At 58.0% G+C, this 23,430-nt stretch carries 16 protein-coding genes; 7 read left to right on the forward strand and 9 right to left on the reverse strand.

Annotated features, from left to right (window positions below; all coding sequences use genetic code 11):
- Nucleotides 1-5: 5 nt before the first annotated feature.
- The 8 genes from AYR47_RS12200 to yaaA all read right to left on the reverse strand — a co-directional run bounded on the left by AYR47_RS12200 (nt 6) and on the right by yaaA (nt 11,699).
- Nucleotides 6-1,454, reverse strand: a complete 1,449-nt coding sequence (locus tag AYR47_RS12200) for an alginate O-acetyltransferase (protein ID WP_061449421.1) — start codon at nt 1,452-1,454, stop codon at nt 6-8.
- 11 nt (nt 1,455-1,465) lie between these two features.
- Complete coding sequence (gene algG / locus AYR47_RS12205) at nt 1,466-3,055, reverse strand: mannuronan 5-epimerase AlgG (RefSeq protein ID WP_033899567.1); 1,590 nt, start codon at nt 3,053-3,055, stop codon at nt 1,466-1,468.
- On the reverse strand, nt 3,055-4,542 hold the full coding sequence (locus tag AYR47_RS12210) for an alginate export family protein (RefSeq protein ID WP_033899569.1): 1,488 nt from the start codon (nt 4,540-4,542) through the stop codon (nt 3,055-3,057). Before AYR47_RS12210 ends, algG begins: the two co-directional genes overlap by 1 nt.
- Nucleotides 4,539-5,933 (reverse strand): alginate biosynthesis TPR repeat lipoprotein AlgK, encoded by a 1,395-nt coding sequence (gene algK, locus AYR47_RS12215; protein ID WP_033899571.1) that lies wholly within the window; start codon nt 5,931-5,933, stop codon nt 4,539-4,541. The genes AYR47_RS12210 and algK overlap by 4 nt, the downstream gene beginning before the upstream one ends.
- 2 nt (nt 5,934-5,935) lie before the next feature.
- Nucleotides 5,936-7,102, reverse strand: a complete 1,167-nt coding sequence (locus AYR47_RS12220) for an alginate biosynthesis protein Alg44 (protein WP_033899573.1) — start codon at nt 7,100-7,102, stop codon at nt 5,936-5,938.
- A gap of 36 nt (nt 7,103-7,138) precedes the next feature.
- Nucleotides 7,139-8,620 (reverse strand): mannuronan synthase, encoded by a 1,482-nt coding sequence (gene alg8 / locus AYR47_RS12225; RefSeq protein ID WP_161630253.1) that lies wholly within the window; start codon nt 8,618-8,620, stop codon nt 7,139-7,141.
- An 83-nt stretch (nt 8,621-8,703) separates the two neighbouring features.
- A complete protein-coding gene (locus AYR47_RS12230; RefSeq protein ID WP_033899577.1) occupies nt 8,704-10,020 on the reverse strand; it encodes a nucleotide sugar dehydrogenase in 1,317 nt (438 codons plus the stop codon).
- 899 nt (nt 10,021-10,919) lie between these two features.
- On the reverse strand, nt 10,920-11,699 hold the full coding sequence (gene yaaA / locus AYR47_RS12235) for a peroxide stress protein YaaA (protein ID WP_061435379.1): 780 nt from the start codon (nt 11,697-11,699) through the stop codon (nt 10,920-10,922).
- 120 nt (nt 11,700-11,819) lie between these two features.
- On the opposite strand from yaaA, the gene AYR47_RS12240 reads away from it, so the two are divergent.
- From AYR47_RS12240 to AYR47_RS12265, 7 genes are all read left to right on the forward strand, one after another.
- Nucleotides 11,820-12,944 carry a polysaccharide deacetylase family protein gene (locus AYR47_RS12240; RefSeq protein WP_061435381.1) on the forward strand — a complete coding sequence of 375 codons (1,125 nt, stop codon included), beginning with the start codon at nt 11,820-11,822 and terminating at the stop codon, nt 12,942-12,944.
- Nucleotides 12,945-13,285: 341 nt separating this feature from the next.
- Nucleotides 13,286-14,680, forward strand: a complete 1,395-nt coding sequence (locus tag AYR47_RS12245) for a PhoH family protein (RefSeq protein WP_016978207.1) — start codon at nt 13,286-13,288, stop codon at nt 14,678-14,680.
- A gap of 88 nt (nt 14,681-14,768) precedes the next feature.
- The gene (gene moaC / locus AYR47_RS12250) at nt 14,769-15,242 is read left to right on the forward strand and encodes a cyclic pyranopterin monophosphate synthase MoaC (protein ID WP_061435383.1); all 474 of its coding nucleotides are present in this window, start codon (nt 14,769-14,771) and stop codon (nt 15,240-15,242) included.
- A complete protein-coding gene (moaD, locus tag AYR47_RS12255; protein ID WP_033899587.1) occupies nt 15,239-15,481 on the forward strand; it encodes a molybdopterin converting factor subunit 1 in 243 nt (80 codons plus the stop codon). The genes moaC and moaD overlap by 4 nt, the downstream gene beginning before the upstream one ends.
- 2 nt (nt 15,482-15,483) lie before the next feature.
- Entirely contained in the window at nt 15,484-15,945 is a 462-nt protein-coding gene (gene moaE / locus AYR47_RS12260) for a molybdopterin synthase catalytic subunit MoaE (protein ID WP_061435385.1), read from the forward strand.
- A gap of 134 nt (nt 15,946-16,079) precedes the next feature.
- Nucleotides 16,080-17,102: a hypothetical protein gene (locus tag AYR47_RS32560; protein WP_156487795.1), complete on the forward strand. Its 1,023-nt coding sequence runs from the start codon at nt 16,080-16,082 to the stop codon at nt 17,100-17,102.
- A 341-nt stretch (nt 17,103-17,443) separates the two neighbouring features.
- Nucleotides 17,444-21,874: an RHS repeat domain-containing protein gene (locus AYR47_RS12265; protein ID WP_237142546.1), complete on the forward strand. Its 4,431-nt coding sequence runs from the start codon at nt 17,444-17,446 to the stop codon at nt 21,872-21,874.
- An 84-nt stretch (nt 21,875-21,958) separates the two neighbouring features.
- On the opposite strand, the gene rhlB is transcribed toward AYR47_RS12265, so the two are convergent.
- Nucleotides 21,959-23,428 carry an ATP-dependent RNA helicase RhlB gene (gene rhlB / locus AYR47_RS12270; RefSeq protein ID WP_208603940.1) on the reverse strand — a complete coding sequence of 490 codons (1,470 nt, stop codon included), beginning with the start codon at nt 23,426-23,428 and terminating at the stop codon, nt 21,959-21,961.
- Between the last annotated feature and the right edge of the window lie 2 nt (nt 23,429-23,430).

Genomic DNA, 23,430 nt, shown 5'->3' on the forward strand with positions numbered 1-23,430 from the left:
TAACCTCATTGCCCAGTTGAAGCGGTCTGTTGACCGCCCGCTGGGAATACGTTGCGTGTGCAAATTTTCGCTTCAACCTTCTGCGCAGCCTGGCCCGCTTCCGGGCCTTGGACTTCCACGGCCAGCAAGTTCTGCGAGGCCCAGTCTTCATCGGTACGCAGTTCGAAGGCGAAACGCCCGTCTGTATCGGATGTTTCGGGTTTCTCGATCTTGATGTCCTCGTGGCGCCCGTTCATGTACCAGAGGGTGGCTTGCAGGGTTTTCACCGACGGGTCGGCGAAGCGGATATCAACCTGGTGATTGGCATTACGCAGGTCTTTGTTCGAACTGTTCACCATCAATTCGTTCTTGCCCGGCTTCAACGAAGTGCTGGCGGTCATCTGTGCCGGCTTGCCTTCGCAGCCGTTGTCCAGCAGCGACATCATCTGGCGGTAGATGGTCTCCTGGTCCAGGCGGTACAGCGGCGAAAATTCCCAGATGAGGATTTTTGGCGGGGTCTTCTGGAATTCGTCGCTGCCCAGGTACTGGATCATCGAGCCTTCAAGACCACCGCCGGGGAAGGCGACGTTGAGGATGTCGGCGCCGATTTCCTGTTCCAGGAAGCCGGCGAAGTTGTAGTTTTTGCCGCTGTGGCTGGTGCCCACCAGGGTGATCTGCGGGTTACCCGAATCGCCGAACAGGTCGCCGTCGCCCGCTTCGCCCTTGGGCTCGGTGGTGAACTGGTCCATGTACTGGATCGCGTAGCTGGTGCCGCACAGTTGCCCGGCCATGTTGTGCAGGGTGCCGGTCTTGCCCATGCGTCCGGAGCGTTTGGTCTCGAATTCGCGCTTGGGAATATCCGCGAACTCAGGCATGGCGCGTACTTTCTCGCCAACGATTTTCGCGGTGCGCTGGGCGCCATACGGGGTCCAGTGTTGGTCACCACGGAAGTAGAAGTCGTGGGCCGGCAACTCGTCCGGCAACTGCTCGTTGGTCAACGGCGACAGGTCCGGCACCACGTAGCCCATCTTGGCGAAACGCCCGAGCATGGTTTTGTAGTTACCCAGCGCCTTGTCGAAATCGAACTTGGCTTTCTCTTCTGGGTTGAGCTTGTTGCGGTTCACCAGGCCACGGGTCGGCTGGTAGACCACCACCAGTTCCACGCCCTTGGCCTTGAACGCATCGTGCAGTTGTTGCATGCGTTTGTAGCCGGCAGGCGATGTGTCGAATTCGGTACGCAAGTCTTCCTGGGTCCGGAACAGCCAGTCGCCCTGGGCTTGCACCAGGGTGGTGAAGTTCTGCTGGTAGCGCGTGGTGTAGTTGCGCGCATCGTGGGCGGCCGGGCACAGGCTGCAGCACGGCTCGGCGGTGAAGGTCGGCGCCTTGATTTCGTCGGCGCGCACGCCCTGGCTGGCCGCGAGCAGGCCGAGGGTCAGACCCGAGAGGCTCAGCAGTTTGATCATGTGTGGGTGCATAAGGGTCATCCTCAGTCCTGCAATTCGGTCTGGCGTTCGACAGGGTCGATCAGCACGGCTTTCTGCTGGCGCACCAGCAGGTCGAGAATCTCTTCCTGGCGATCGCCCAGCACGCCGTTGAAGCTGATACCGCTGGATTTGGTCGGCGCCAGCATCGACACGCGGTACAGCTCCACGCTCAACGGTGAGTCAATGGACAGCGGTCCGCTGCCGTTACCCGCCAGTTCACCGCCGACCACGATCAGCGAGACCTTGGCGTCGAATGGGTCGAGGGCGATGTCACGGTCAGTGTCGGTCAAGTCCTTGATGTGGCCGTAGAGGCCGGTCAAGCCGTTGGCCATCGAGGTGTTTTCGTACAGCTTGATATTCACGCTGTTACGCACACGGATACCGTGGCGACGGTTGGCGATCACCTTGTTGCCCCACAGCAGGTTGTCACCGCTCTCATAGAGGGTGATGCCGTCGGTGTGGTTACGGTAGAACTCGTTGTCGGCCACGATGTTGTTGACGCTGTTACGGTCGAGTACCAGGCCCGAGAGCTTGTTGTCGTAGCTGCGGTTGTTGAAGATGAAGCTGTCGTTCACTTCCCGGGAAATGATGATGCCGTGCTTCTTCTTGGTGCCGTAGACGGTGTTGTCCGCGATGATCAGGCCATGGGAACGGTCGTGGGGGTCAATGCCGTAGACGATGTTGTCCTTGTAGGTATTGCCCTTGATCACGAAGTTCGTGGTCTCGTAGCAGTAGAAGCCGTACCACATGTCCGAGAACTCGGAGTTGATGATCCAGCCGGTCGGCTCCGGACGCTTGAGCACCTTGGCCATGTTCGGTGTGTACTGGGAAATACTCACCCCGTACGACTTACTGTTGGCGTAACCGAAACTGGCCATCTTGGTGTTGGAGATATACGTCTCGGTGCCACCCCAGGCCAGCAGGAACGGGCGGAATTCCTTGGGCGACTTGAACAGCGCCGGGCCGTTGGCCTTTTCGCTCCAGCCGGTGACTTTGGTGTCACGCACAAACAGCTGGCCGTCGTTGATCAGGAACGAACCGGCTTCCTGGGACAGGCGCAGTTCCTGAGTCTTCTTGTCGATTTCCAGGATGCCCTTGCGGCCCACCACGATCGGCAGCCTGGCCACGATCACACCCGGCGAGGTCTCGCTGAGGTACTGCTTGGGCACCTTGCCCAGCAGGTCCTTGAGGTTCATGTAGCCGTCGTCGACAAAAATCGCCTGGGGAATGCCGTGCTGGCGCACCACCCACTCGGCCATCTTGTTGTCACCGCCGATGAAGTCCTTGAGGGCGTCCTCTTGCATCATGCGGCGGATGCTGATTTTGCCCGGCTTGCTTCTGACGATTTTCTTTTCCATCGCCGCATCGGTGTAGCCCGACAGATCCGGCAGGGCCGGCTTGGCCATTTCCAGCGGCGCGGTCGGCGGGCTGGAGATGGTGTAGGTCTTGGCCTGTTGCAGCTCTTTGGCGATGGTCGGCGCTTTCGCCTGCGGCGCGACATCGGCCATGGCAGCACCGCTTGCCAGCAGCATCGCTGCCGCCAACATGGCCGAGCCTTTGAGGGCTTGAGGGTTCATTGCGCAGGCTCCCATCAGAACTTCCAGATCACGTCGACAAAGGCGCGATGCATGTACGAATCGACCTGGCTGCCATAGGCGTCACCTGGCTTGAACACACCGGCACGGAAACGCACCAGGGCCGACGGCTCGTCGATCGACTGGCTCAGCGCAGCCGGCAACAGGCCGGTCTTGAAGTACTTGGTGACGACCAGGTCCATCTCTTGGCCCAGGTCTTTCTTGCCGTCTTCAAGCGGCAGGGACGTGCTGGACAGGATCGCGCCGGTCACGTCGTCAGTGTTGTTCTGCACCGCATCGATGCCGTTGCTGCCGACCGGCTTGTTGCCGTCGACACGCCAGAACTTGTGGTAGACGAGGCTTGCGTCATAGTCCTCGCGCAGCTGCCAGGAACCGAACAGGCTCATGGACTGCATGTTGTTCATCTCGCCGCGGAAGGCTTCGCCGAAGCGGTGCACGCGGGACTGGGTACCGGTCCAGTTCGAACGGTTGCTCTGCAGGCCGTTCTGCTCGTACTCGGCGCTGGCGCGGGAGTAGGCCGCACCGACTTGCCACTGCGGATCAAGGCGCAGACGCACGCCGAGGTCGGTGGCCCAGCCGCTCACGTCATCGCTGCGCTTGGCATTGGTCGGGCGGGTGCCGTCGGCGTTCAGGGCATTGACGGTGTCGCGGTCGCCACGCATGCCGGTGACGCTGGCCCAGTAGTTGACCGTGTTGGTGTTGCGCCAGTTGTAGGCGTCGCTGTTGGCTTCGATGCCGAGCCAGCTCAGGTCGCCGTTCTCACGCTTGTCCAACGAATCGGTCGGCACGCCGGGTTCGGGGTAGTCGAGCTTGCCGTTGTCATGGGTGTGATGGCCGCGCAGGCCGATCCACTGGCCGGGCGTCCACTGGTAGGCGGCGTCGGCGTACAGGTGCTGGCGGTCCTTGTCCTTGGGCGACAGTTCCTTGAGGTCGGTGCGGTATTCGCTGAAGCGTTCGGCAACGCCGACATTGGCCTTGAGCAGGGTGGTGTCAAAGGTCCAGTTCAGCGCTTCGATGTTGGTGTCGCGCCATTGGCCGTCGTCGTTGCGCAGGCGTTGGCGACCCAGCTTGAGGATCTCGCCAGGGTAGGGCGTGAAGCCGCTGTAGCCGACCCAGAACTCACGCATGGCCAAGTAATTTTTCTTGGTCTTGCGGTCGTTGTTGGTGGTCTGCTGGTTTTCGTCATCGGCCGACTGTTGCAGCGGGTCGGTCTCGATGATGTCGCTGGAGACCACGGCCTGGCCCATGGCGTAGGCGCTCCACGCGCCGCTTTCGCCGTAGATCCACGGGCGCAGGTCGAGGCCGACGCCGTTGACGTCGCCGCCTTTCTGCGTGCCCAGGTCGCGGTCGTCTTCGGACTGCGCGGTGGCTTTGACTTCCAGGCCGAAGTTCTTGGCTTCGGTCAGCGCAGCCAGGGTCGGGCACGACCACAGCAGGGCGAAGGTCAGGCCGATACCGGCCTTGACGAATGGATTGAGCTTCATAGGGATTCCTCGCCGTCGTCTTCTTCATCCAGGGCGTGCAGTTGCAGCGTGCTCTGGGCCAGGGTGCCGCGGGCGGCCAGTTCCTGTTGCACCAGGCGCTGGCCTTGGGCGCGTTGCTCAGGCGTCAGCGGGGTTTCCAGCTGCGTGGCCAAGTCATTGGCTTCTGGCGTGTCCTGGGCTTTGGCCAACTGGCTGAAGACATAGGCATTCAATGGGTCGGGCTTGGTGCCCTTGCCTTGGGAAAACAATTGGGCGATGGCGAAATCGGCGCTGTTCTGGCCGTTGCGCGCAGCGGTCAGCAAATGGTCCAGGGCTTTTTGCGGGTAGACCTTGCCCAGGTAGCCACGGCGATAGATCTGGCCGAGGTAGTAATCGGCGGCCACTTCCTTGCCTACGGCTTTTTCGAAGTGCGCTTCGGCGGCCTTGGCGTCAGCCGGCACCCACTTGCCTTCGTAGTAGAGCTTGCCCAGCAACAGTTCGGCACGCGGTTGGTCGGCGGCGCGGCCGTTGTCCAGGTACTTCATCATCTGATCGACGTCACCCAGTTCCGGGAAGTCGTAGAGCAGTTGCGCCAGGCTGACCCACGAAGCCGGGTAGCCAGGGGCGATTTTTTCCAGCAGGGCCTGGGCGGTTTTTTCGTCCGGCTGGCCGAGGGTGGCGTCGCCGAGTACTCGGGCAACACTGTCGACGCGTTGTGCAGTGACGGTGCCACGGCTGTAACCGGCTTCCATCTGTTTGAGCAGCTCGGCCTGCTTCTCAGGTTCGGCTTTTTTCTGGTAGACCGTGGCCAGCTCGACGTAGCAGATATCGGTGGTGTTGAGCGCGGCCTTGCAGATGCGCTCTACGTCATCCAGATGCTGGTCGTAGGTGTCTTGGGTGCGATACAGCAGGACCTGGGCCAGGCCGGCTTCCGGATAACCGGCTGCCTGCCATTTGCTGATCTGCTGCTGCGCATTCACGTTCGGGAAGCTGTGCGGGTATTGCAGGTACAGCATCGCCAGCGGAATCAGGGTGTTGCCTTCGCCATTGGCAAAGGCTTTTTTCAGCAGGCCTTCGGCTTCATGGTGTTCGGCTTCGGTGCTGCCAGGCTTGGCCACCAGCAGGCGACCGAGGCGGGCCTGGGCGCGGGGCGAGGTATCTGCCGCTGCGCGGTAGGTGGCTTCGGCCTGTTTGATTTGCGCCGGATCGCGGGTGCCTACCTGGATATCAGCCAGGCCCACCTGGGCCTCGCTGTAGCCCAGGTCTGCCAGTTGCTGGTAATTCTGCTGCGCGGTGACGGTGTCGCCACGTTTCAAAGCTTCGTTAGCCAAGCGTTGGTCGGGCAGGCCGGCGCAACCGGCGAGGGCGATGGCCAGCGCCAGGGGCACCGGCAGGTTTCGAAGGGCGCTCATGATTAAAGACCCGCAGCCATGGCTTTATCGATCAGCCAGTTCAGCGAGGGGCCACGGTCGCTGGTCACTTCTACCGGGCGACCGGCGTAGGTGCTGTCCAGCGGTGCGTCAGGCTTGATCTGCACGCGGATGTCGGAGGACAGGTCGGCGCTGTTCAGGCTGGTGCTGCTGACGATGGTGCCGGTGCGGATCTGTTCTTCATCGGCCACTTGGAAGCTCACCGGCGTGCCTGGGCGAACATCGGCGAACTGGCGATAAGTGAAGCGCGCTTCCACATTGGCCAGGCTGCCGCGTGGCACCAGTTGGAAGATCACGTCGCCTTTGTTGGCGTACTGACCGTCGGCGACCATTTGCTGGGCTACCACGCAATCACAAGGCGAGGTCAGGGTGCCGGTCATTTGCTTGCCGAACAGCTCTTCGACCTTGGCCGGTTGCAGTTGGTCTTCATCCAAATGGCCCTTGAGCACGTCGAGCATGCTGGTGCTGAAAGTGGCGAGCGGCGCGCCTTTGGCGGCGATCCCGTCACCTTTGAGCAGGCTTTGCACCGTACCATCGCGCGGCATGGTCACGTTCATGCCGGGTACGCTGACCAGGCCGGCCTGGGCGTGGCTGACGAAGTACATGCCGTACACCGATTTGAAGATGAATCCGAAGGCGGCCAGGCCGACGATGAAGATGCCTGCGCTGAATACCACGGCGCGTAGACGGCCGGCGGCGGTCATGTTGCTGCCGCCGTCCTTGACCTTGCGCGCCTTGGTGAAGTTGTCGCGTTGCAGGGTCGCCAGCACGTCGCCCATGGTCACGATGTCACCGGACAAGTGCGAGGTGATCAGGTGGCGCAGGGTGGAAATATCCTGGGCGTCGAGGTTCTGGAACTGGCAGCCGGTACGGCCGCTCTGGCGGTCGTAGGAGCGGATCTGAAGCTCCACGTCCATCGCCAGGCCCAGGTTATCGATCACGAATTGCAGGCGGCCCTTGTGCACTTCGCCGACGGTCAACGGCTGGGTCGAGGTGAAGGCCAGGCCGCCGGCGGACAGGTCGATCACCCGGGCTTCGGTCGGCGTGCGGTCAGTGTTGAAGAAGCGCAGCTTGGCCGGGATTTTCACGCGGGCATGTTGGCGCTGGGCTTCGGATTCGTGGACAACATTGGCGTTTACTTGGCTGTTCATCAGGGCATTCCTTAAGTTAATTCAGGCTTGGCAGGGTCAGACCATCATCAGCAACACGGCGACGAAAATGCTGCCGGCGGAGAAGGTCATGGTCCGAGACGACCAGGTGTTGAACCAACGTTGAAAGCTGGCCAAATCGCGGGTCAGTTTGGTGTCCTGGCGGGTCCAGGACTGTTGATCAAGGCGGAAGAACACGTAGATCTTCACCAGTGCGCCCATGATCTGGTTGTAATAGAGAATCGCCGGGTAAGCCGGACCGATGGTGTGGCCGGAGCACGACAGCAACAGGGTGAGAATCAAGCGGGTAATGCCGATCCACAGCAGGTACGCGAGGATGAACGCGCCGCCGTACTTGAAGGTGGCGATGATTGCCACGGTCAGGCCGAGCAGGGAGGTCCACATCGACACGCGTTGGTCGAACAATACCACGCTGGTGAACAGACCCAGGCGGCGTACACCCAGGCCCAAGGCGCGGGAGTTCTGGCGCAGGTTGTTGCCGTACCAGCGGAACATCAGCTTGCGGCTGGCCTTGATGAAGCTCTTTTCCGGCGGGTGTTCCACGGTATGGATCGCCGCGTCCGGCACGTAGAACGTGTCGTAGCCCAGGCGCATCAGGCTGAACCAGCTGGACTTGTCATCACCGGTGAGGAACTTGAAGCGGCCCAGGCGCCAGTGTTGCAGCGAGTCGCTTTCCACGTCGGCGATAAAGCCGGGGTCGGTGACCACGCTGGCACGGAACACCGACATACGACCGGTCATGGTCAGTACGCGCTTGGACAGGGCCATGGAGCACATGTTGATGTGGCGTTGGGCGAAGCGCAGTTTGTGCCACTCGCTCATGATGTAGCCGCCGCGTACTTCACAGAATTCGTTGGTGGTGAGGCCGCCGACATTGCCGAACAATTGGAACCACGGCACGGTCTTGCGTACCACGCCTTCGGCGAGCACGGTGTCGCCGTCGATCACCGCAACGACTGCGCGGTCATCCGGCAGGTGGCGGGAGATGGCGCGGAAACCAAAGGCCAGGCCGTCGCGCTTGCCGGTACCGGCGATACGCACGAAGTCGAGCTTCACGTGTTCCGGCGGGTTCATGCGTTCCCACAGGCTTTTCACCAGCAGCTCATCGGACATTTCCACCAGCGAGCAGACCACGGTGGTCGGGAAGCCGCATTCGATGGCTTCACGGATCACCGAGCTGTAGACCTGCGCGGTGGTCAGCGCATCGATCCGGAAACTGGTGACCATCAGGAACACGTGGGACGGGTCGGCAGCCTTGCCCAGCTTGCGCACTTTGCGGCGCAGGTGCGGGTAGACCACGTACAGGAACAGCATGCCGCGAAAGAAATGCGTAGCACCCATCGAGTAACGCCAGATACCGACGGCGCCAATCAGGAAAATAAAATTCTTCGACTCGGAGTCGAACGTACTCGCCGGCAGCAGCAGGGCGAGTCCCATCAGCAGGCTGAGGAAGAACAGCCAGCCGGCGGATTGGAGCAATATGTGTTTTAACTTGGACATAAGCGTCATCCGAAGGTGAAGAAGGCTCCAGGCTGCCAGCGCTGGGGATTAGTACGCTGGCAGCTTGGAACTGGCCGTTGCTGTTACCAGCAAATGCCTTCGGTACGACCGCTCGTGCTGGTGGCCTTGGACATGAAGCCCACCAGGTCGATCACTTGCTTGCCGTGCGGTGCGTTCTGCGCCAGGGCACGGAATTTCTCATCGCGGTTGCCCAGGATGATCACGTCGGAGTTGTTGATCACGTCGTCGAAGTCCGAGTTGAGCAGGGACGACACGTGCGGGATCTTGCCTTCGATGTAGTCTTTGTTCGCGCCGTGAACACGGGCGTACTCGACGTTGCTGTCGTAGATGCTCAGGTCATAGCCTTTGCCGATCAGCATTTCGGCCAGCTCTACCAGCGGGCTTTCGCGCAGGTCATCGGTACCGGCCTTGAAGCTCAGGCCCAGCAGAGCGACTTTGCGCTTGTCGTGGCTGGAGACGATGTCGAAGGCGTTCTGCACCTGGGACTCGTTGCTGCGCATCAGCGAGTTGAGCAGCGGCGCTTCCACGTCCAGGGAGCCGGCGCGGTAGGTGAGGGCGCGCACGTCTTTTGGCAGGCACGAACCACCGAAGGCGAAGCCTGGGCGCATGTAGTACTGGGACAGGTTGAGGGTCTTGTCCTGGCAAACCACTTCCATCACTTCGCGACCGTCGACGCCGACGGCCTTGGCGATGTTGCCGATCTCGTTGGCGAAGGTCACCTTGGTGGCGTGCCATACGTTGCAGGTGTACTTGATCATCTCGGCAACGGCGATGTCCTTGCGGATGATCGGTGCGTCGAGCTCTTCGTACAGCGACTGCAGGACATCGCCGGAGGCTTTGTCGAATTCACCGATGACGGTCATCGGTGGCAGGTCGTAGTCGGCGATGGCGGTGGATTCACGCAGGAATTCCGGGTTGACCGCGACACCGAAGTCGACGCCGGCTTTTTTGCCCGAGCAGTCTTCGAGGATCGGGATCACCACGTTGGCCACGGTGCCTGGCAGCACGGTGCTGCGCACGACCACGGTGTGGCGGGTGGTTTTGTCACGCAGGACCAGGCCGATTTCGCGGCATACCGCTTCGATGTAATCCAGTTCCAGATCGCCGTTTTTCTTGCTTGGCGTGCCGACGCAGATCATCGACAGGTCGGTGTCGCGGATGGCTTCGGCGAAGTTGGTAGTACCGCGCAGCCGGCCGTTCTGAATACCCTGGCTCAACAGCTCGCCCAGACCGGGTTCAACGATTGGCGATTTGCCCGCATTGATCAGGTCAATCTTGTCCTTGGAGATGTCTACGCCCACCACTTCGTGGCCACGGGCAGACAGGCAACCGGCACACACTGCGCCAACGTAACCCAAACCAAATATGCTGATGCGCATCGCATTTACCTCTGTGTTAATCATGCCAATAATTGGCCGGAGTTCATGTTTGCAAGCGTCACTGATGCCACGAAAGTTGGGCGAATAGACGCCGACTTACCGCGTACAGGCATGTTAATTAGTGAGTGACTAACTATTGCACTCAAGTTGTGCGCAACTTGGCCTTGTTATTGGGGCTTGCCCTGAAATGCAGCCGGCCTTCCTAGGGGAAGGTGCCGACGCCAGTGCCGCAGGGTGCAGATAGAGGCTTAAAGCCTTTATTTATCAGCACCTTGGGTGTCATCACTGACACATTTAGGTAAGCGCTGCCTTGGCCTATAGGGGATAGCAATTCATCCTTATCGCCGCCCTCAACTCATATCAGTTGATGATATGACCCATGAGTCAAAGTTGATGGGGCAACTTCGCTACTTCCTTGGGTCGTTATGTAAGTCATCTCTTACAGAAACAGAGAATTTCGTTACCGGTGGTATGAGCCGTGCGTTTTGACGAAGTTCCGGGCCGCTCATCCTGTTTCCGGAAATTTCTTGAAATATTAGGAAAGATGGCACTGGTATTATATTGATAGCACTTGCTATTTGGGCCAGTAGTTGTGGGGAGTTGGGAGAAGGGGATAGTTTTGTGCCACTAGTGTTTAAAAAAAGTGGTGCCACTACGAAAAAAAACGACGGATGTCGAGTGAAAGAATTGTTAGAGATGCGTCAGGATGTTTTTTGACGCCAAAAAAATGGCGATTCGGAAGTTGAAATGCAATCAAAACTGTGGGAGCGGGCTTGCTCGCGAATGCGGTGGATCAGAGAAGAATCTATCGACTGACACGCCGCATTCGCGAGCAAGTCGAATCGTCGCACCGCCGCTCCCACATTTGGATCTCATTGCCTTAAGAGGCGGGTTCGGCTTTATTCCGGTGCGTGATCGCGCAGGAACACCAAGTTATCCGGCTTCGACTGCTCCGCATTGAAGCGATAGCCCTGCACGTCGAATTCCTTCAGCTTGGCCGGGTCGTTGATACGTTCTTCGATCACAAAGCGGCTCATCATGCCCCGGGCTTTCTTGGCGTAGAAGCTGATGATCTTGTACTGGCCGTTCTTCAGGTCCTTGAACTCGGTGTTGATGATCCGTGCGTTGAGGGCCGTGCGCTTGACCGCCGAGAAGTACTCGTTGGAGGCCAGGTTCAGCAACACGTCATCGCCTTGTCCGGCCAGTGCTTCGTTGAGCCATTCGCTGATGCGGGTGCCCCAGAAGGCGTACAGGTCCTTGCCACGGGCGTTGGGCAGTTTGGTGCCCATTTCCAGGCGATACGGCATCATCAGGTCCAACGGGCGCAGCAGGCCGTAGAGGCCCGAGAGCATGCGCAGGTGGTCCTGGGCGTAGGTGAAGTCGGCATCGCTGAACGTCTCGGCATTCAGGCCGGTGTACACGTCGCCTTTGAAGGCAAGCAGCGCCTGCTTGGCGTTTTCCTGTGTGAACGCAGGCGTCCAGCTGCCGAAACGCGCGGCGTTGAGGCCGCCGATCTTGTCGGATACGTGCATCAATTCGCTGATTTGTGCCGGGCTGAACTCGCGCAATTGTTCGATCAGCTCCTGGGAATGGTCCAGGTACTGCGGCTGGGTAAAGCGCTGGGTCGCAGGCGCGGTCTCGAAATCGAGGGTCTTGGCGGGTGAAATCACCATCAGCATGAAGTCGTCTCCTGTAATCGTGGGAGGGATTCTAGGGGCTGGGGCGTTTTGACTCCACCTATGATGGCGATAGGCGTGATCCGCTATGATGGCCGGTGACTCTGGAGAGGGAGACCCCGTGTGCGAATAGCACTTTTGTTGTCGGCTTGCCTGCTATGCCTGAATGCCCAGGCAGCGCCCGTGGATGTGGCGAGCCTGGACCGTGGCACCTGGCCTGAAAAACTCGGCAGCCCGGCGCTGTTCGACGTGGCCTCACGCGCCGAAATCCTCATGTTTGCCCACAGCCTGCTGGCCAGCGAGAACCAGGACGACGCCGCGCTAAAACAGCGCCTGGGCCTGAAGATCATCAACCTGTCCGCCATCGACGACCTGCGTCGCCAGCTCTGGCAGCGCCTGCTGGAAAATTACACGTTTGCCCAGCAGAGCTGCGAAGTCGACGCCTCGTTCTGCTATCTGGTAGAGAACATGGACGATCTGCGCGAGCAGGCCGGCAAGTTCGAGGTGAGCGAAGACTCCTTCTATATAGGCTGGGCCAACCCCAGCCATGTGTTTCATGAGCGTTATTTGGACGAGCTGCTGCGCAAGGCCGCGCTGTTCCCGCAGATCAGCAGCGAAATCGCACGGTTCGGCGACCATGAGCGCAATGGCGATGAGTTCAACGACCGCCTGTTCCTGCTCACCTTCGACGGCGGCCCCGCGCCCGTCAGCGGCAATACCGACTGGCTCACCGACTACCTGCGCAAGCAAAAGATGAACGCCACGTTCTTCGCCCTCGGCAGCAGCCTGCAAACCCGTGTCGAGCGCAGTTCGGTGGCCGATGTGCAGGCGTTGTACCAGGGCCAGTGCGTCGGCACCCAGGGCTGGCAATACCGCTCACACAGCCATTGGGTGGACTGGCAGAGTTCCATCACCCGCAGTGCGTCACTGGCGCAAAACCTGATGCCGGAAAACTACGTGCCGCTGTTCCGTCCGCCCTATGGTCAACGTCGTGCAGACAGCCAGGGCTTCTTTCAAGCCCAGGGCTTGCAGGTGGCACTGTGGGACATCGATTCCCAGGACGAACCGGGCAAGCTCAAGGCCGATGAATCGGCGCAACGGGTGCTGACCTTGATGCTGCTGTGGCGCAAAGGCGTGATTGTGTTTCACGACACCCAGGACAAGGCGCGGGTGGCTTTACCCATGCTGTTGCAGGCGACGGCGCAGAGTGGTCTGGGTTGGCAGGACTGCCGGGAGGCGTTTCGCTGAAATGCCCGTTCCTGTTGGGGATGAGGCGTTTTCGGGGTGATTTTGTGCGACATTTCGAAGCAGGCGGACTTCCGACTTTAGCGGGGTACGGGGTACTCGGCTAGTGCTATTCGTCATCCTGAAAAATAAACTTCAAAAAAGCGTCAAAGTGCTTTTTTCTGTCACACGTTTTGCGGTATTACGAAGTCAGATCGCCGAAACCTGCAGCACAGGTGGCGTCTTCCAAGACTCCTCAGGTGGGCACTGCGCTTGACGTCACTTAAGGTGCAGTCGGTGGTCGAATCGAGGCGCAGCACCGCCCAGGTATTGCGTCGACTGGCTCCCACAAAAGGTGACCGAGTATGGATGATCATGGACGTAACCCTTCTTCCGACCAGCCAATCCTTTATGTGCTTGATACCAACGTATTGATCCACGATCCAAACGCACTGCTCAACTTCGAAGAACACCACGTCGCCATCCCGATGATCGTGCTTGAGGAACTCGACAAACTCAAAAGCGGGCACCACAGCGTTGCCGCCGAATGTCGCCAGGCCATCCGCCTGATCGACAAGACATTGGGCGAAGCGTCGCCGGAGGACGTCGAAGTCGGCGTACCGATCCAGCGCGGCAAAGGCGGGCCCAAGGGCTTGCTGTCGATTCTGATGAGCAAGCGCAGCGAGCCCAACAGCCTGCTGCCGGAAAATCTGAACGACAACAAAATCATCAACCAATTGATCGACCTGCACGCCCGCGACAAGGACCTGCGCGTAGTGCTGGTGACCAAAGACATCAATATGCGCCTCAAGGCCCGAGCGTGTGGGATCGCGGCGGAGGACTACAGTACCGACCAACTGGTCGACGACGTGTCGATGCTGTCCCGTGGTTATCACATGATCACTGGCTCGTTCTGGGATCGCGTCAGCAAGGTCGAAACCCGCCAGGACCATGGCCGTACCTGGCACCAGGTGCAGCTGATCGAAAATCTGCCCGCCGTGCATATCAATGAATTCATCGTCGACGAACAGGGCTTCGTGGGCTGGATCAAAGAGATCCAGGTCGACAAGCTGCTGATCCTCGACCTGCATCAGGAACCCCTGTTGCACCAGGAAGCCTGGGGCCTGAAACCGCGTGACATCTACCAGAGCCTGGCGCTGTACGCGCTGCTCGACCCGGACATCCACCTGGTCAACCTGACCGGTGCCGCCGGTTCCGGCAAGACCATCCTCGCCCTGGCTGCCGCCATCGAGCAGACCATGGTGACCAAGCGCTATCGCCGCATCATCGCCACCCGCAGCGTGCAGGGCCTGGACCAGGAAATCGGCTTCCTGCCCGGCACCGAAGCGGAAAAAATGGAACCGTGGCTGGGGGCGATCACCGACAACCTCGAAGCCTTGCACATGGATGACGAAAACACCCATGGCAGCGTCGACTACATCCTCAGCAAAGTGCCGTTGCAGTTCAAATCCCTCAACTACATCCGAGGTCGCAGCTTCCAGCAGAGCCTGATTTTAATCGATGAATGCCAGAACCTTACCCCGCACCAGATGAAAACCATCATCACCCGTGCCGGCGCTGGTTCCAAAGTGGTGTGCCTGGGCAACCTGGCACAGATCGACACCCCTTACCTGTCCGCGACCAGCTCCGGGCTGACTTACCTGACGGAACGCTTCAAAGACTTCCCGAACGGCGTGCACATTGCGTTGCAAGGGGTTCCACGTTCGATCCTGGCGGAATACGCCGAATCCCATCTATAACCACAGCCACGGTGGGAGCTGGCAAGCCAGCTCCCACATTTATTGTGTGTAAGGTTTACAATCGGTGCTCCTGATCAGGAGTATCCCTGTGCTGACTCATCTCGATTCCCAAGGTCGCGCCCACATGGTCGACGTCACCGACAAGTCCGTGACGTTCCGTGAAGCGGTGGCCGAAGCCCGGGTGCGCATGCTGCCCGAGACCCTGCAAATGATTGTCGACGGCGCCCACCCAAAGGGCGACGTATTTGCCGTGGCCCGCATTGCCGGGATCCAGGCGGCGAAAAAAACCAGTGACTTGATCCCGCTGTGCCATCCGTTGATGTTGACGGGCGTCAAGGTCGAACTGAGCGCTGATGGCGCAGACGCGGTGCACATCCTGGCGCGCTGCAAACTCTCCGGCCAGACCGGCGTGGAGATGGAAGCCCTCACCGCTGCCAGCGTCGCGGCATTGACCATCTACGATATGTGCAAGGCCGTGGATCGCGGCATGACCATCGAAAGCATTCGCCTGCTGGAAAAGCTGGGCGGCAAGAGCGGGCACTTCAAGGCGGACCAGGCATGAGCATCAACGTATTGTTTTTTGCGCGTTACGCCGAGGCGGTGGGGTTTGATTCGCTGGAGATGGAAGGTGATTTCGCCACTGTCGACGCTGTACGCCTGGCGTTGGCCAGTGACCCGGAGTTTGCCGTACTCAACGAGACCAGCCTGATGTGTGCGCGCAACGAAGAGTTGTGCGGCCTTGATGAGCCGGTGCAGGCAGGTGACGAAGTCGCATTCTTCCCACCCGTGACCGGAGGCTGATCATGGCCATTCGAGTGCAGGCCCAGGCGTTTGATCCGGGTTTTGAGGTGAATGCCATGCACGCGGCCAACGTGGGTGTGGGTGCGGTGGTGAGTTTTGTCGGGTATGTACGCGACTTCAACGATGGCCTGGATGTGGCAGGCATGTTCCTGGAACACTACCCCGGCATGACCGAAAAAGCCCTGGCCAAGATCGCCGTGGAAGCCGAGCAGCGCTGGCCGTTGCTCAAGCTGGAAGTGCTGCACCGCATTGGCGCCCTGGAGCCAGGGGAGCCGATTGTGTTTGTGGCGGCAGCGAGCGCCCATCGGCAGGCAGCGTTTGATGCGTGTGCATTTGTGATGGACTACCTGAAGACGCGGGCGCCGTTTTGGAAGAAAGAAAATACCAGTGCGGGGCCGCGTTGGGTGGAGGGGCGCGAAAGTGATCAGGCAGCAGAGAAACGCTGGAATCTTGAAGGCTTTTAAAGCCCTATTGGCGTTAAAAAATTGAAAGTTTATTTCGAATGGCTCTTGTTAACTGTCAAATCTGACAGTTAACACTTTACGTGTTTTTCCTCTTAAATGTTATCTCGATAACATAAGGTTGGAGGTGCGTAGAAATGGCCGTGAATAAAAGCGTTGATAGGTCTGTGGAGAATTGTAAAACATCCGATGCGCGCGCGGAAATATACAGGGCTGCACACTTTCGGTTGGTTCTTCCAGGCGGTGGGTCATCAACTAATTTGCTTTATAGAAATGGCAAGCATCAACTCAAGGTCGTTATAGAGTTGATCTTGGAAAAACAAGAGCGTGACTTAACCTGGACGCAGGTGCTTTTGAGTGAGGTGCTTTACGCATACCTTCATGTCCGCACGTATGGGCCGCCAACGTCTGCGATGCCGCGCGGATTTAACTATTATAGATATAAGAATGATTATGATACTGGGCGCTGGACGGGTGATGGAGTTCCACAGTTGGAAGATCAGGCCGATCCAGTTTCTCCACCTCTAGGTGTTGAGCTATTTGATTATTATATATCTGCAGATGAGCGAGCGAGCATAGAGCCTCATCGATTGATGGCTCAATTAAATATCGGTAGTGAAACTATCGTATCAAGTGAGTGCGATTCGGGTATTTACGTCACGCCTGTTGTGCCCTATCGAGTGTTGGCGAGTCAGTTAACTCTTAATGCAGACTATGATGCACACCACAGTGAGAACTTTGATGTTGCTGTGTATTACTTGACTCTGCCGCAAGGTTTAAGGGTTTTCAGTAATTTGGGTCTTGAACTAGGAGTGGGTGAAACTGAAGCACCCCATCCTTTTCATACATCATGTATATTTGGTAGCTCCGGAGCACCTTTTCACAATCGAGTGGGAACGCTTACTGGGAAGGATGATTCGTTTACGGAGATTCGAGTTTCTGATATTTGGAATACAACAGTAGTATCGCCTAGTTTGCTGGTAAGGTTCGGTCAGGTGCGCACTAATATGCGTGCCATAAGGATCATTCATCGAGTAGTCCAGAACGGTCATTCACCCTGTCAAGGCACTTGGCTTGGACTCGATAATTTTGGGAATTTAATTAGGCTTCGAATCGCATCCCCGGATAAAGGCCAAACCGTAAACTTTCAAGATGCCTAGATTATGTGGGTGGGCTGATACAGATAATCCAGAGATTCAATAGGGTGCTCTATGGAACTGCATTCTCAGGCTTTTAACGTTGATCGCTATTTTCAAGGTCATGTTGACTCTCGAACAGGTCATTACAACTTCCGTATTCACTTAGTGACACTTTATCCGCAGGGCGCATTGGAGTCGAGAAAAGACATTGTTTTGTCATTTTCCCTAATGTCGCCCAATTCCTCATTCGTTGGGAGGAATTGGAGTTTGAGTAATACCGAATTTGATGTTGATAGTGGCAAACTTACTCTGCTAACAGGTGAGCGGTTCAGCACTCTCGGGCTCCCCCCGTTGGGGGGATGATGCAGTTCAAAGATCGCAAACTCAAGGATCTGGTTGTAAAACGCCCCGACGCCAGCACGTTGCATGTGGTTTATAAGGACGGTACACGTGAGGTATTGCAGCGTACCAGTAGTGCCAAACCATATAGGATTATATTTATTGATTTTGAAAACGGCGAGCGCTTGCAGTTTCGCTACGCAGTCAATGGTGAGCTCGAAAAAATCATCGGCCACAGTCAAGAATCTTTATTAACAATGGTGTATTCGGGGAATCGACTTCAGTACACAGATACGCGTGTCGATAGCGGACGTCAGGCTCGCACGCGTTTTACGCAGGTAAACGGTTTCCTCACTCATGTCACTGCGCCTTATGATACGGTTGGCGTGCCGGGGGTAGCGGGTTATACGTTTGAATACACGGAGTTCCGTAATGGCCTGATCGCAATTACTCGGGTAAGATCGCCTATGGGGGGAGATGAGCTGATCGTATACACCGAGGCGGGCCACTCGTATGCACAGAATCAATATATTCCGCGGGTTAACCGTTGGGTAATAACCCCTGGCGCTAACCAACAGATGATGATATGGGCTTATAGCTATAGTCCGGTCAATAATTTTACGGGGTACCCATTTATCGGTGGCTATGACAAGAACGAGGACAACGCGTACACCATAGGTGGTGAGTATAATTACTGGGTTGAGGAGAAAAGGCTCGGGACTAATGACGTGGTTTTGCTGACCACTCGTTTGACCTATAACAAATACCATCTGCTCATCGAGGAAGACGTCCTGCGCGAAGGCACCCGGACTACTAAACTCGTTGCTTATAACGCGAAACCTGGGCTCTTCCCGGCGCAGCCCGCTAACTATCAATTACCCACACTCATTACAACACGCTATGCACTTGTGGCAGGCGGTAATGTACGGGAGACAAAGGTCGCGATAACGACTGACGAATACGGCAATGAGTTAAGCCGTACCGAGGCCTCTGGTGTTCGTACCGAATACACCTATTATCCGGTCGCTGGGGAGAGCGGCAAGTGTCCGGCCGACTCCCATAATCAGTTCCAGCGCTACATAAAACAGGAACGCCTAGTTCCTGTCGGGGGAACGCCTGCCGCCCGACTCACCGAATACACCCACACTCGCTTGCCGTTGACGGGCGCCAGCTACTTTGTTGTGCAGCAGTCGACTTCTCAGGGGGCTGTATTCAACCAGCAGCAAACCTATTACGACACACCCGCGCAATTAGCCGGTCGGTTGAAGACCAGCACCTGCACTATCGATGGACAGTCACAGCACAGTGAGTTCAGCTACACCGTTACCGGTGACACGCTGACAGAAACGCGCAAGCTTGTTGGACGCGAGGGGCAATACCTGGAGTCGATCCGTACCCTCTCATTAGTCACCCGTCACCTGCTGTCGGTGACAGGGGACGGTAATTGCTCTTTGGATATGGTGTTCGATGCAAGTGGGCGGCTGGCGTCGGAGATAACCTCTGCCGGAAAACCGCAACAAGCTGGGCGCACCTATGCCTATCATTTCAAGGACGTGCAGAAAAACGCCCATCTGGTGACAACTGATGCACAAGGCAATCGTGTTATCACGTATTTTGATGGTAGGGGCCGCCGGGTATCGGAGGCTAAATTGCAGGCGGGTGGCGTGGAGGTTCTGACGGGGTCGTGGGCTTATGATGCGCAAGGGCGACAGGTTGAATCGGTGAAGACTGATTATCTGCCAGACGGCACTAGGACGCTAAAGAGCGTTTATACCTATAACCGTTGGGGCAATAGCAGTCGCACCACTCACCCGGATGGCAGCGTATCGATTGACGACTACGATCCACAGCTTAATCAAAGGCTGACAGGTACCGTCGGTGGCGAAAGACAGGAGACTATTTTCAACGAATTTGGCCAACCGGTTAAGGTCAATCGCCTAGATACCCTGGACAACGCCGTTGAGATAGAGTCCAGCACCTACGATGGTTTTGGCCGGTGCACTACCCGTGAAGACAAAGGTAATAAACGGACTGAACATTTTTTTTATGATGCTTTCGACCGAGTAGTGCGGTTGCGTGAAGTACCCGCCGATGGGAGCCCAGCGCGAGAACAGACAATAGTCTACGCGTCGGGAAGCAGTGACGATCACGTAACGGCCATCAAGATAAACGGCATAGAAGTGGGTACACGCAGCTTCGACAGCCTTGGGCGATTGACCTCGCAAGCCAGGGGTAAGGCCGCTGCAACAACCTTCGGCTATGAAACTAACTGGACGGAGCCGGTCACTCGGACGTCGCCTCAAGGTGCTGTCCAAACGCTGTCCTATGACAAACAGCTTGGTGTGGTTGAGCAGGTGAAACTGGCGGGCCATCCCGACCGGGATTTTCTGTTCAATCCGTCCGATGCCAGCCTGACACGCTCCACTTCGGCAGGTCTGGTCCATGAGTTGCTCTATGACGAATCCGGTTTTCCCAAGAGCGAAGTTCATACGGCCAACGGTAGTGTGTTAACGGCTGGATATAGCCACTCTCCAGCAGGACGTATGCTGCAACACACCGCTGCTGATGGTCAGCGCAGTCAATATGATTACGACGGGCAAGGACGTTTTATCAAGATGACTGCTGGATCGCTTATCGTCGAGCAGCGCTACAATGCGTTCGGACAGCCCGATACCCTGATCACGGCGCAGGGAGCCACACGGGTTGACACTAAAATCACCTACGATGGGTTGGGACGTGAGCACGTACGTCGCTTCGAGCAAAACGGTGCGCTGTTGCAGACCCTGACCAGCACTTATCACCCCAGTGGTTTGTTGGCGACGCGGTTTATGCGGGACGCAAATGGGCAGGTGGTGATTGGGGAGGCCTATGAGTACGACTCGTTTGGGCATTTGCGGGACTACACGTGTCAAGGCCGTGAACGTCCGGTGGACCGACAAGGTCGCGATATTGCTGCGCAGCAATTTAGCCATGGTGCTTTCGACAACCTCACAAAGGTGGTTACGACCTTCGTTGATGGCTCTGAAGATATTTGCCAGCGTTACTTCACAGGGCTGGATCCTACCCAACTGACACGTCTGACCTATACCAATCCGGTTCGGGATATAACACTGGCTTATGATGCTGCGGGCAACCTGCGAAAGGGTCCGCAAGGCCAGGTGTATACGTTCGATGGCTTTGACCAACTGACCCGCGTGCAAACTGGCATAGAGAGCATTCGCTACGAGTACGACGCAGAGGGACGCCAAGTTGTGGCTGCTCGTGGCGCAGAGCCTGCCGTCAGCTTGGCCTACGTAGGCGATCGTCTCGATACGCTGGCAGAGGGTGCGAAAAAAGTGCGCTACTTCCAGGCCGGCGAGCAGTTGGCGCTACGCAGTGGCGGAGTAGATGGGCCGCAACTGCATGTGAGCGATGGAGCGGGTAGTGTGCGTGGGGTGACGGCGCCGGGTCAGGCTCACGTAAGGCGGCATTACACGCCCTATGGTGATACGACCATTCCCCTCAATGATGGCAAGGCCCGCACCTTGGCCGACCTACAAGTACCCGCGTTCAACGGCGAGCGATTGGACTTGTCCGTTAACCTCTATCACCTGGGCAATGGTCAGCGTGCCTATGACCCGGATCTCAAGCTATTTCTCTCAGCCGATCCGCTGTTCTCTTCTGATGCAGGACTCGATGCTAATGGCTACTGCAACGGTGACCCGATCAACCAAAGCGACCCCAGCGGGTTGTTTCCAACCTGGTTGAAGTGGGTGTTGACTGGAGCGGCGTTGGCGTTAGGGGTTGTTGCGCTGGGCATTGGCGTGGCAGGCATTGCGGCAGTCGGTTTAGCCGCTGCAACCACAGCTCAGATGGTGATGGTCGCCGGAACGGCATTGGGTGTCATTGGTAGCACGTTAGGGGTCGCGGCATTAGGCGTCGAAGCGGTAGATGCGGCAATGGGGTGGGACCGTTCCAGTCACATCCGTAATTTGGGGTGGGCGGCCTTCGGCTTTTCAATGGCCTCCTGGGCAGCCAGCTCGTACAACGCCTGGGGAGCGGCGAGTGGAGCCTATAATTCTGCAAAAGGGATCAAGGGTGTTGGGGACATCGCACACCGTTCGGGTTATTTCACCGAACCCGCGCGTGAAGGCCTGAGATCTGCAATCAAGATATTCAGTGGCCGAACCTTTAAAGTCGCTGGTCGCATAACCCCGGGGAGTAAAGCATTTGGTTCTACCCGAGCCGTCATCAGAGGTGTGAATTTAATGCGCAGTCTGAATGCGCGTTACAGTGCCCTGACATCAGAGTCGCAGGAGGTTACTGGCGATGGGGTGGGACAACAGCAGCAACAGATGATGAGGCAATTTGTTGATATGCCGCAGAGCGCCAGCCGCTTTTATCAGTCCTTCAGAGATGAGGCGAACCGTATCCGTCAGCCGATTTTGGCTGAGGCATACCAAGAGACATCATGAGGTCGTCGGTGTGATTCACGGAGGCTGAAAAAAAAGCAAAAAAAGCAGGCGCTCACAAGCCTGCTTTTTCATTTTGAGCAAGGCTTAAGGCCGCTTACGCTCCACCGCCCGCAACAAATGCGTCGGCGGTGTCTCGCAGCTGATCTTGCGCCCCAGCAACGCCTCGATCGACGGCAATTGGTAAGAGTCATCCTCACCCGCAAAGCTGATCGACACACCTGCAGCCCCCGCACGGCCCGTACGACCAATCCGGTGCACATAATCATCCGGCACTTCCGGCAGGGTGAAGTTGATCACATGGCTGATGCCATCAATGTGAATCCCACGGCCTGCTACGTCAGTGGCCACCAGCACACGAATCTTGCCTTCGCGGAAGCCTTCCAACGTCTTGATACGCTTGTGCTGCGGCACATCGCCGGACAATTGCGCCGCGTTCACCCCATCACGCACCAGGCGTTCTTCGATGCGGCGCACTTCGTCCTTGCGGTTGGCGAACACCATCACGCGCTCCCAACCGTTGTCGTTGACCAGGTTGTAGAGCAACTTGTACTTGTCGGCACCGGCCACGGCATAGATGTGTTGCTCGACGTTTTCGCTGGCGACGTTTTCCGCTTCGATCTCGACGATGGACGGGTCGGTGGTCCACTGCTTGGCGAGGTTCATCACGTCTTCGGTGAAGGTCGCGGAGAACAGCAGGGTCTGACGCTCGGATTTCGGCGGGGTCTGGCGAATGATCTGACGCACTTGTGGGATGAAGCCCATGTCGAGCATGCGGTCGGCTTCGTCCAGCACCATCACTTCGACCATGTCCAGGTGCACGTCGCCGCGCTGGTTGAAGTCCAGCAGGCGGCCCGGTGTCGCCACCAGGATGTCGCAGTGACGGGCTTCAAGGTGCTTGAGCTGCTTGTCGAAGTCCATGCCACCGACGAACGTCATGACGTTGAGGCCGGTGTACTTGGTCAGGTCGGCGGCGTCCTTGGCGATCTGCACCACCAGCTCGCGGGTCGGGGCGATGATCAGTGCGCGCGGCTCACCCATGTAGCGCTCTTTCGGCGGCGGCGTCTGCAGCAACTGGGTGATGATCGAGATCAGGAACGCGGCGGTCTTGCCGGTGCCGGTCTGGGCACGGCCGATGGCGTCTTTACCGGCCAGGGTGAAGCCCAACACCTGCGCCTGGATCGGCGTGCAGTACGGGAACCCCAGGTCCTGGATGGCGTGCATCAGTTCAGGCGCCAGTTTGAAATCGTGGAAACGCGTCTTGCCTTCCTGGGGCTCGACGACAAACTCTTCGAGTTTCCATGGGATCACCGGCGGCTTTGGCGCACGTTCGCGACGTGGCTTTGGCGCCACTGGCGCGGCAGCAGGTTCAACTGGCTTTGCCTGTTCAGGCGGTGTCACCGCTGGCTTCTTGGGCTGGGCAGCCGGTGCGTTCCGCGCGGGTTGTTGGCCGTCATTGCGGCTACCGGCTGTCGGGGCAGGAGCACTGGAATCAGGCGCGAGCGGCTCAGCCTCGCTTTTGCCGAACATCTTCTTGAGTGCTTTGAGCACGGTGATCT

The organism is Pseudomonas azotoformans (assembly GCF_001579805.1).
Taxonomy (GTDB): Bacteria; Pseudomonadota; Gammaproteobacteria; order Pseudomonadales; family Pseudomonadaceae; genus Aquipseudomonas; species Aquipseudomonas azotoformans_A.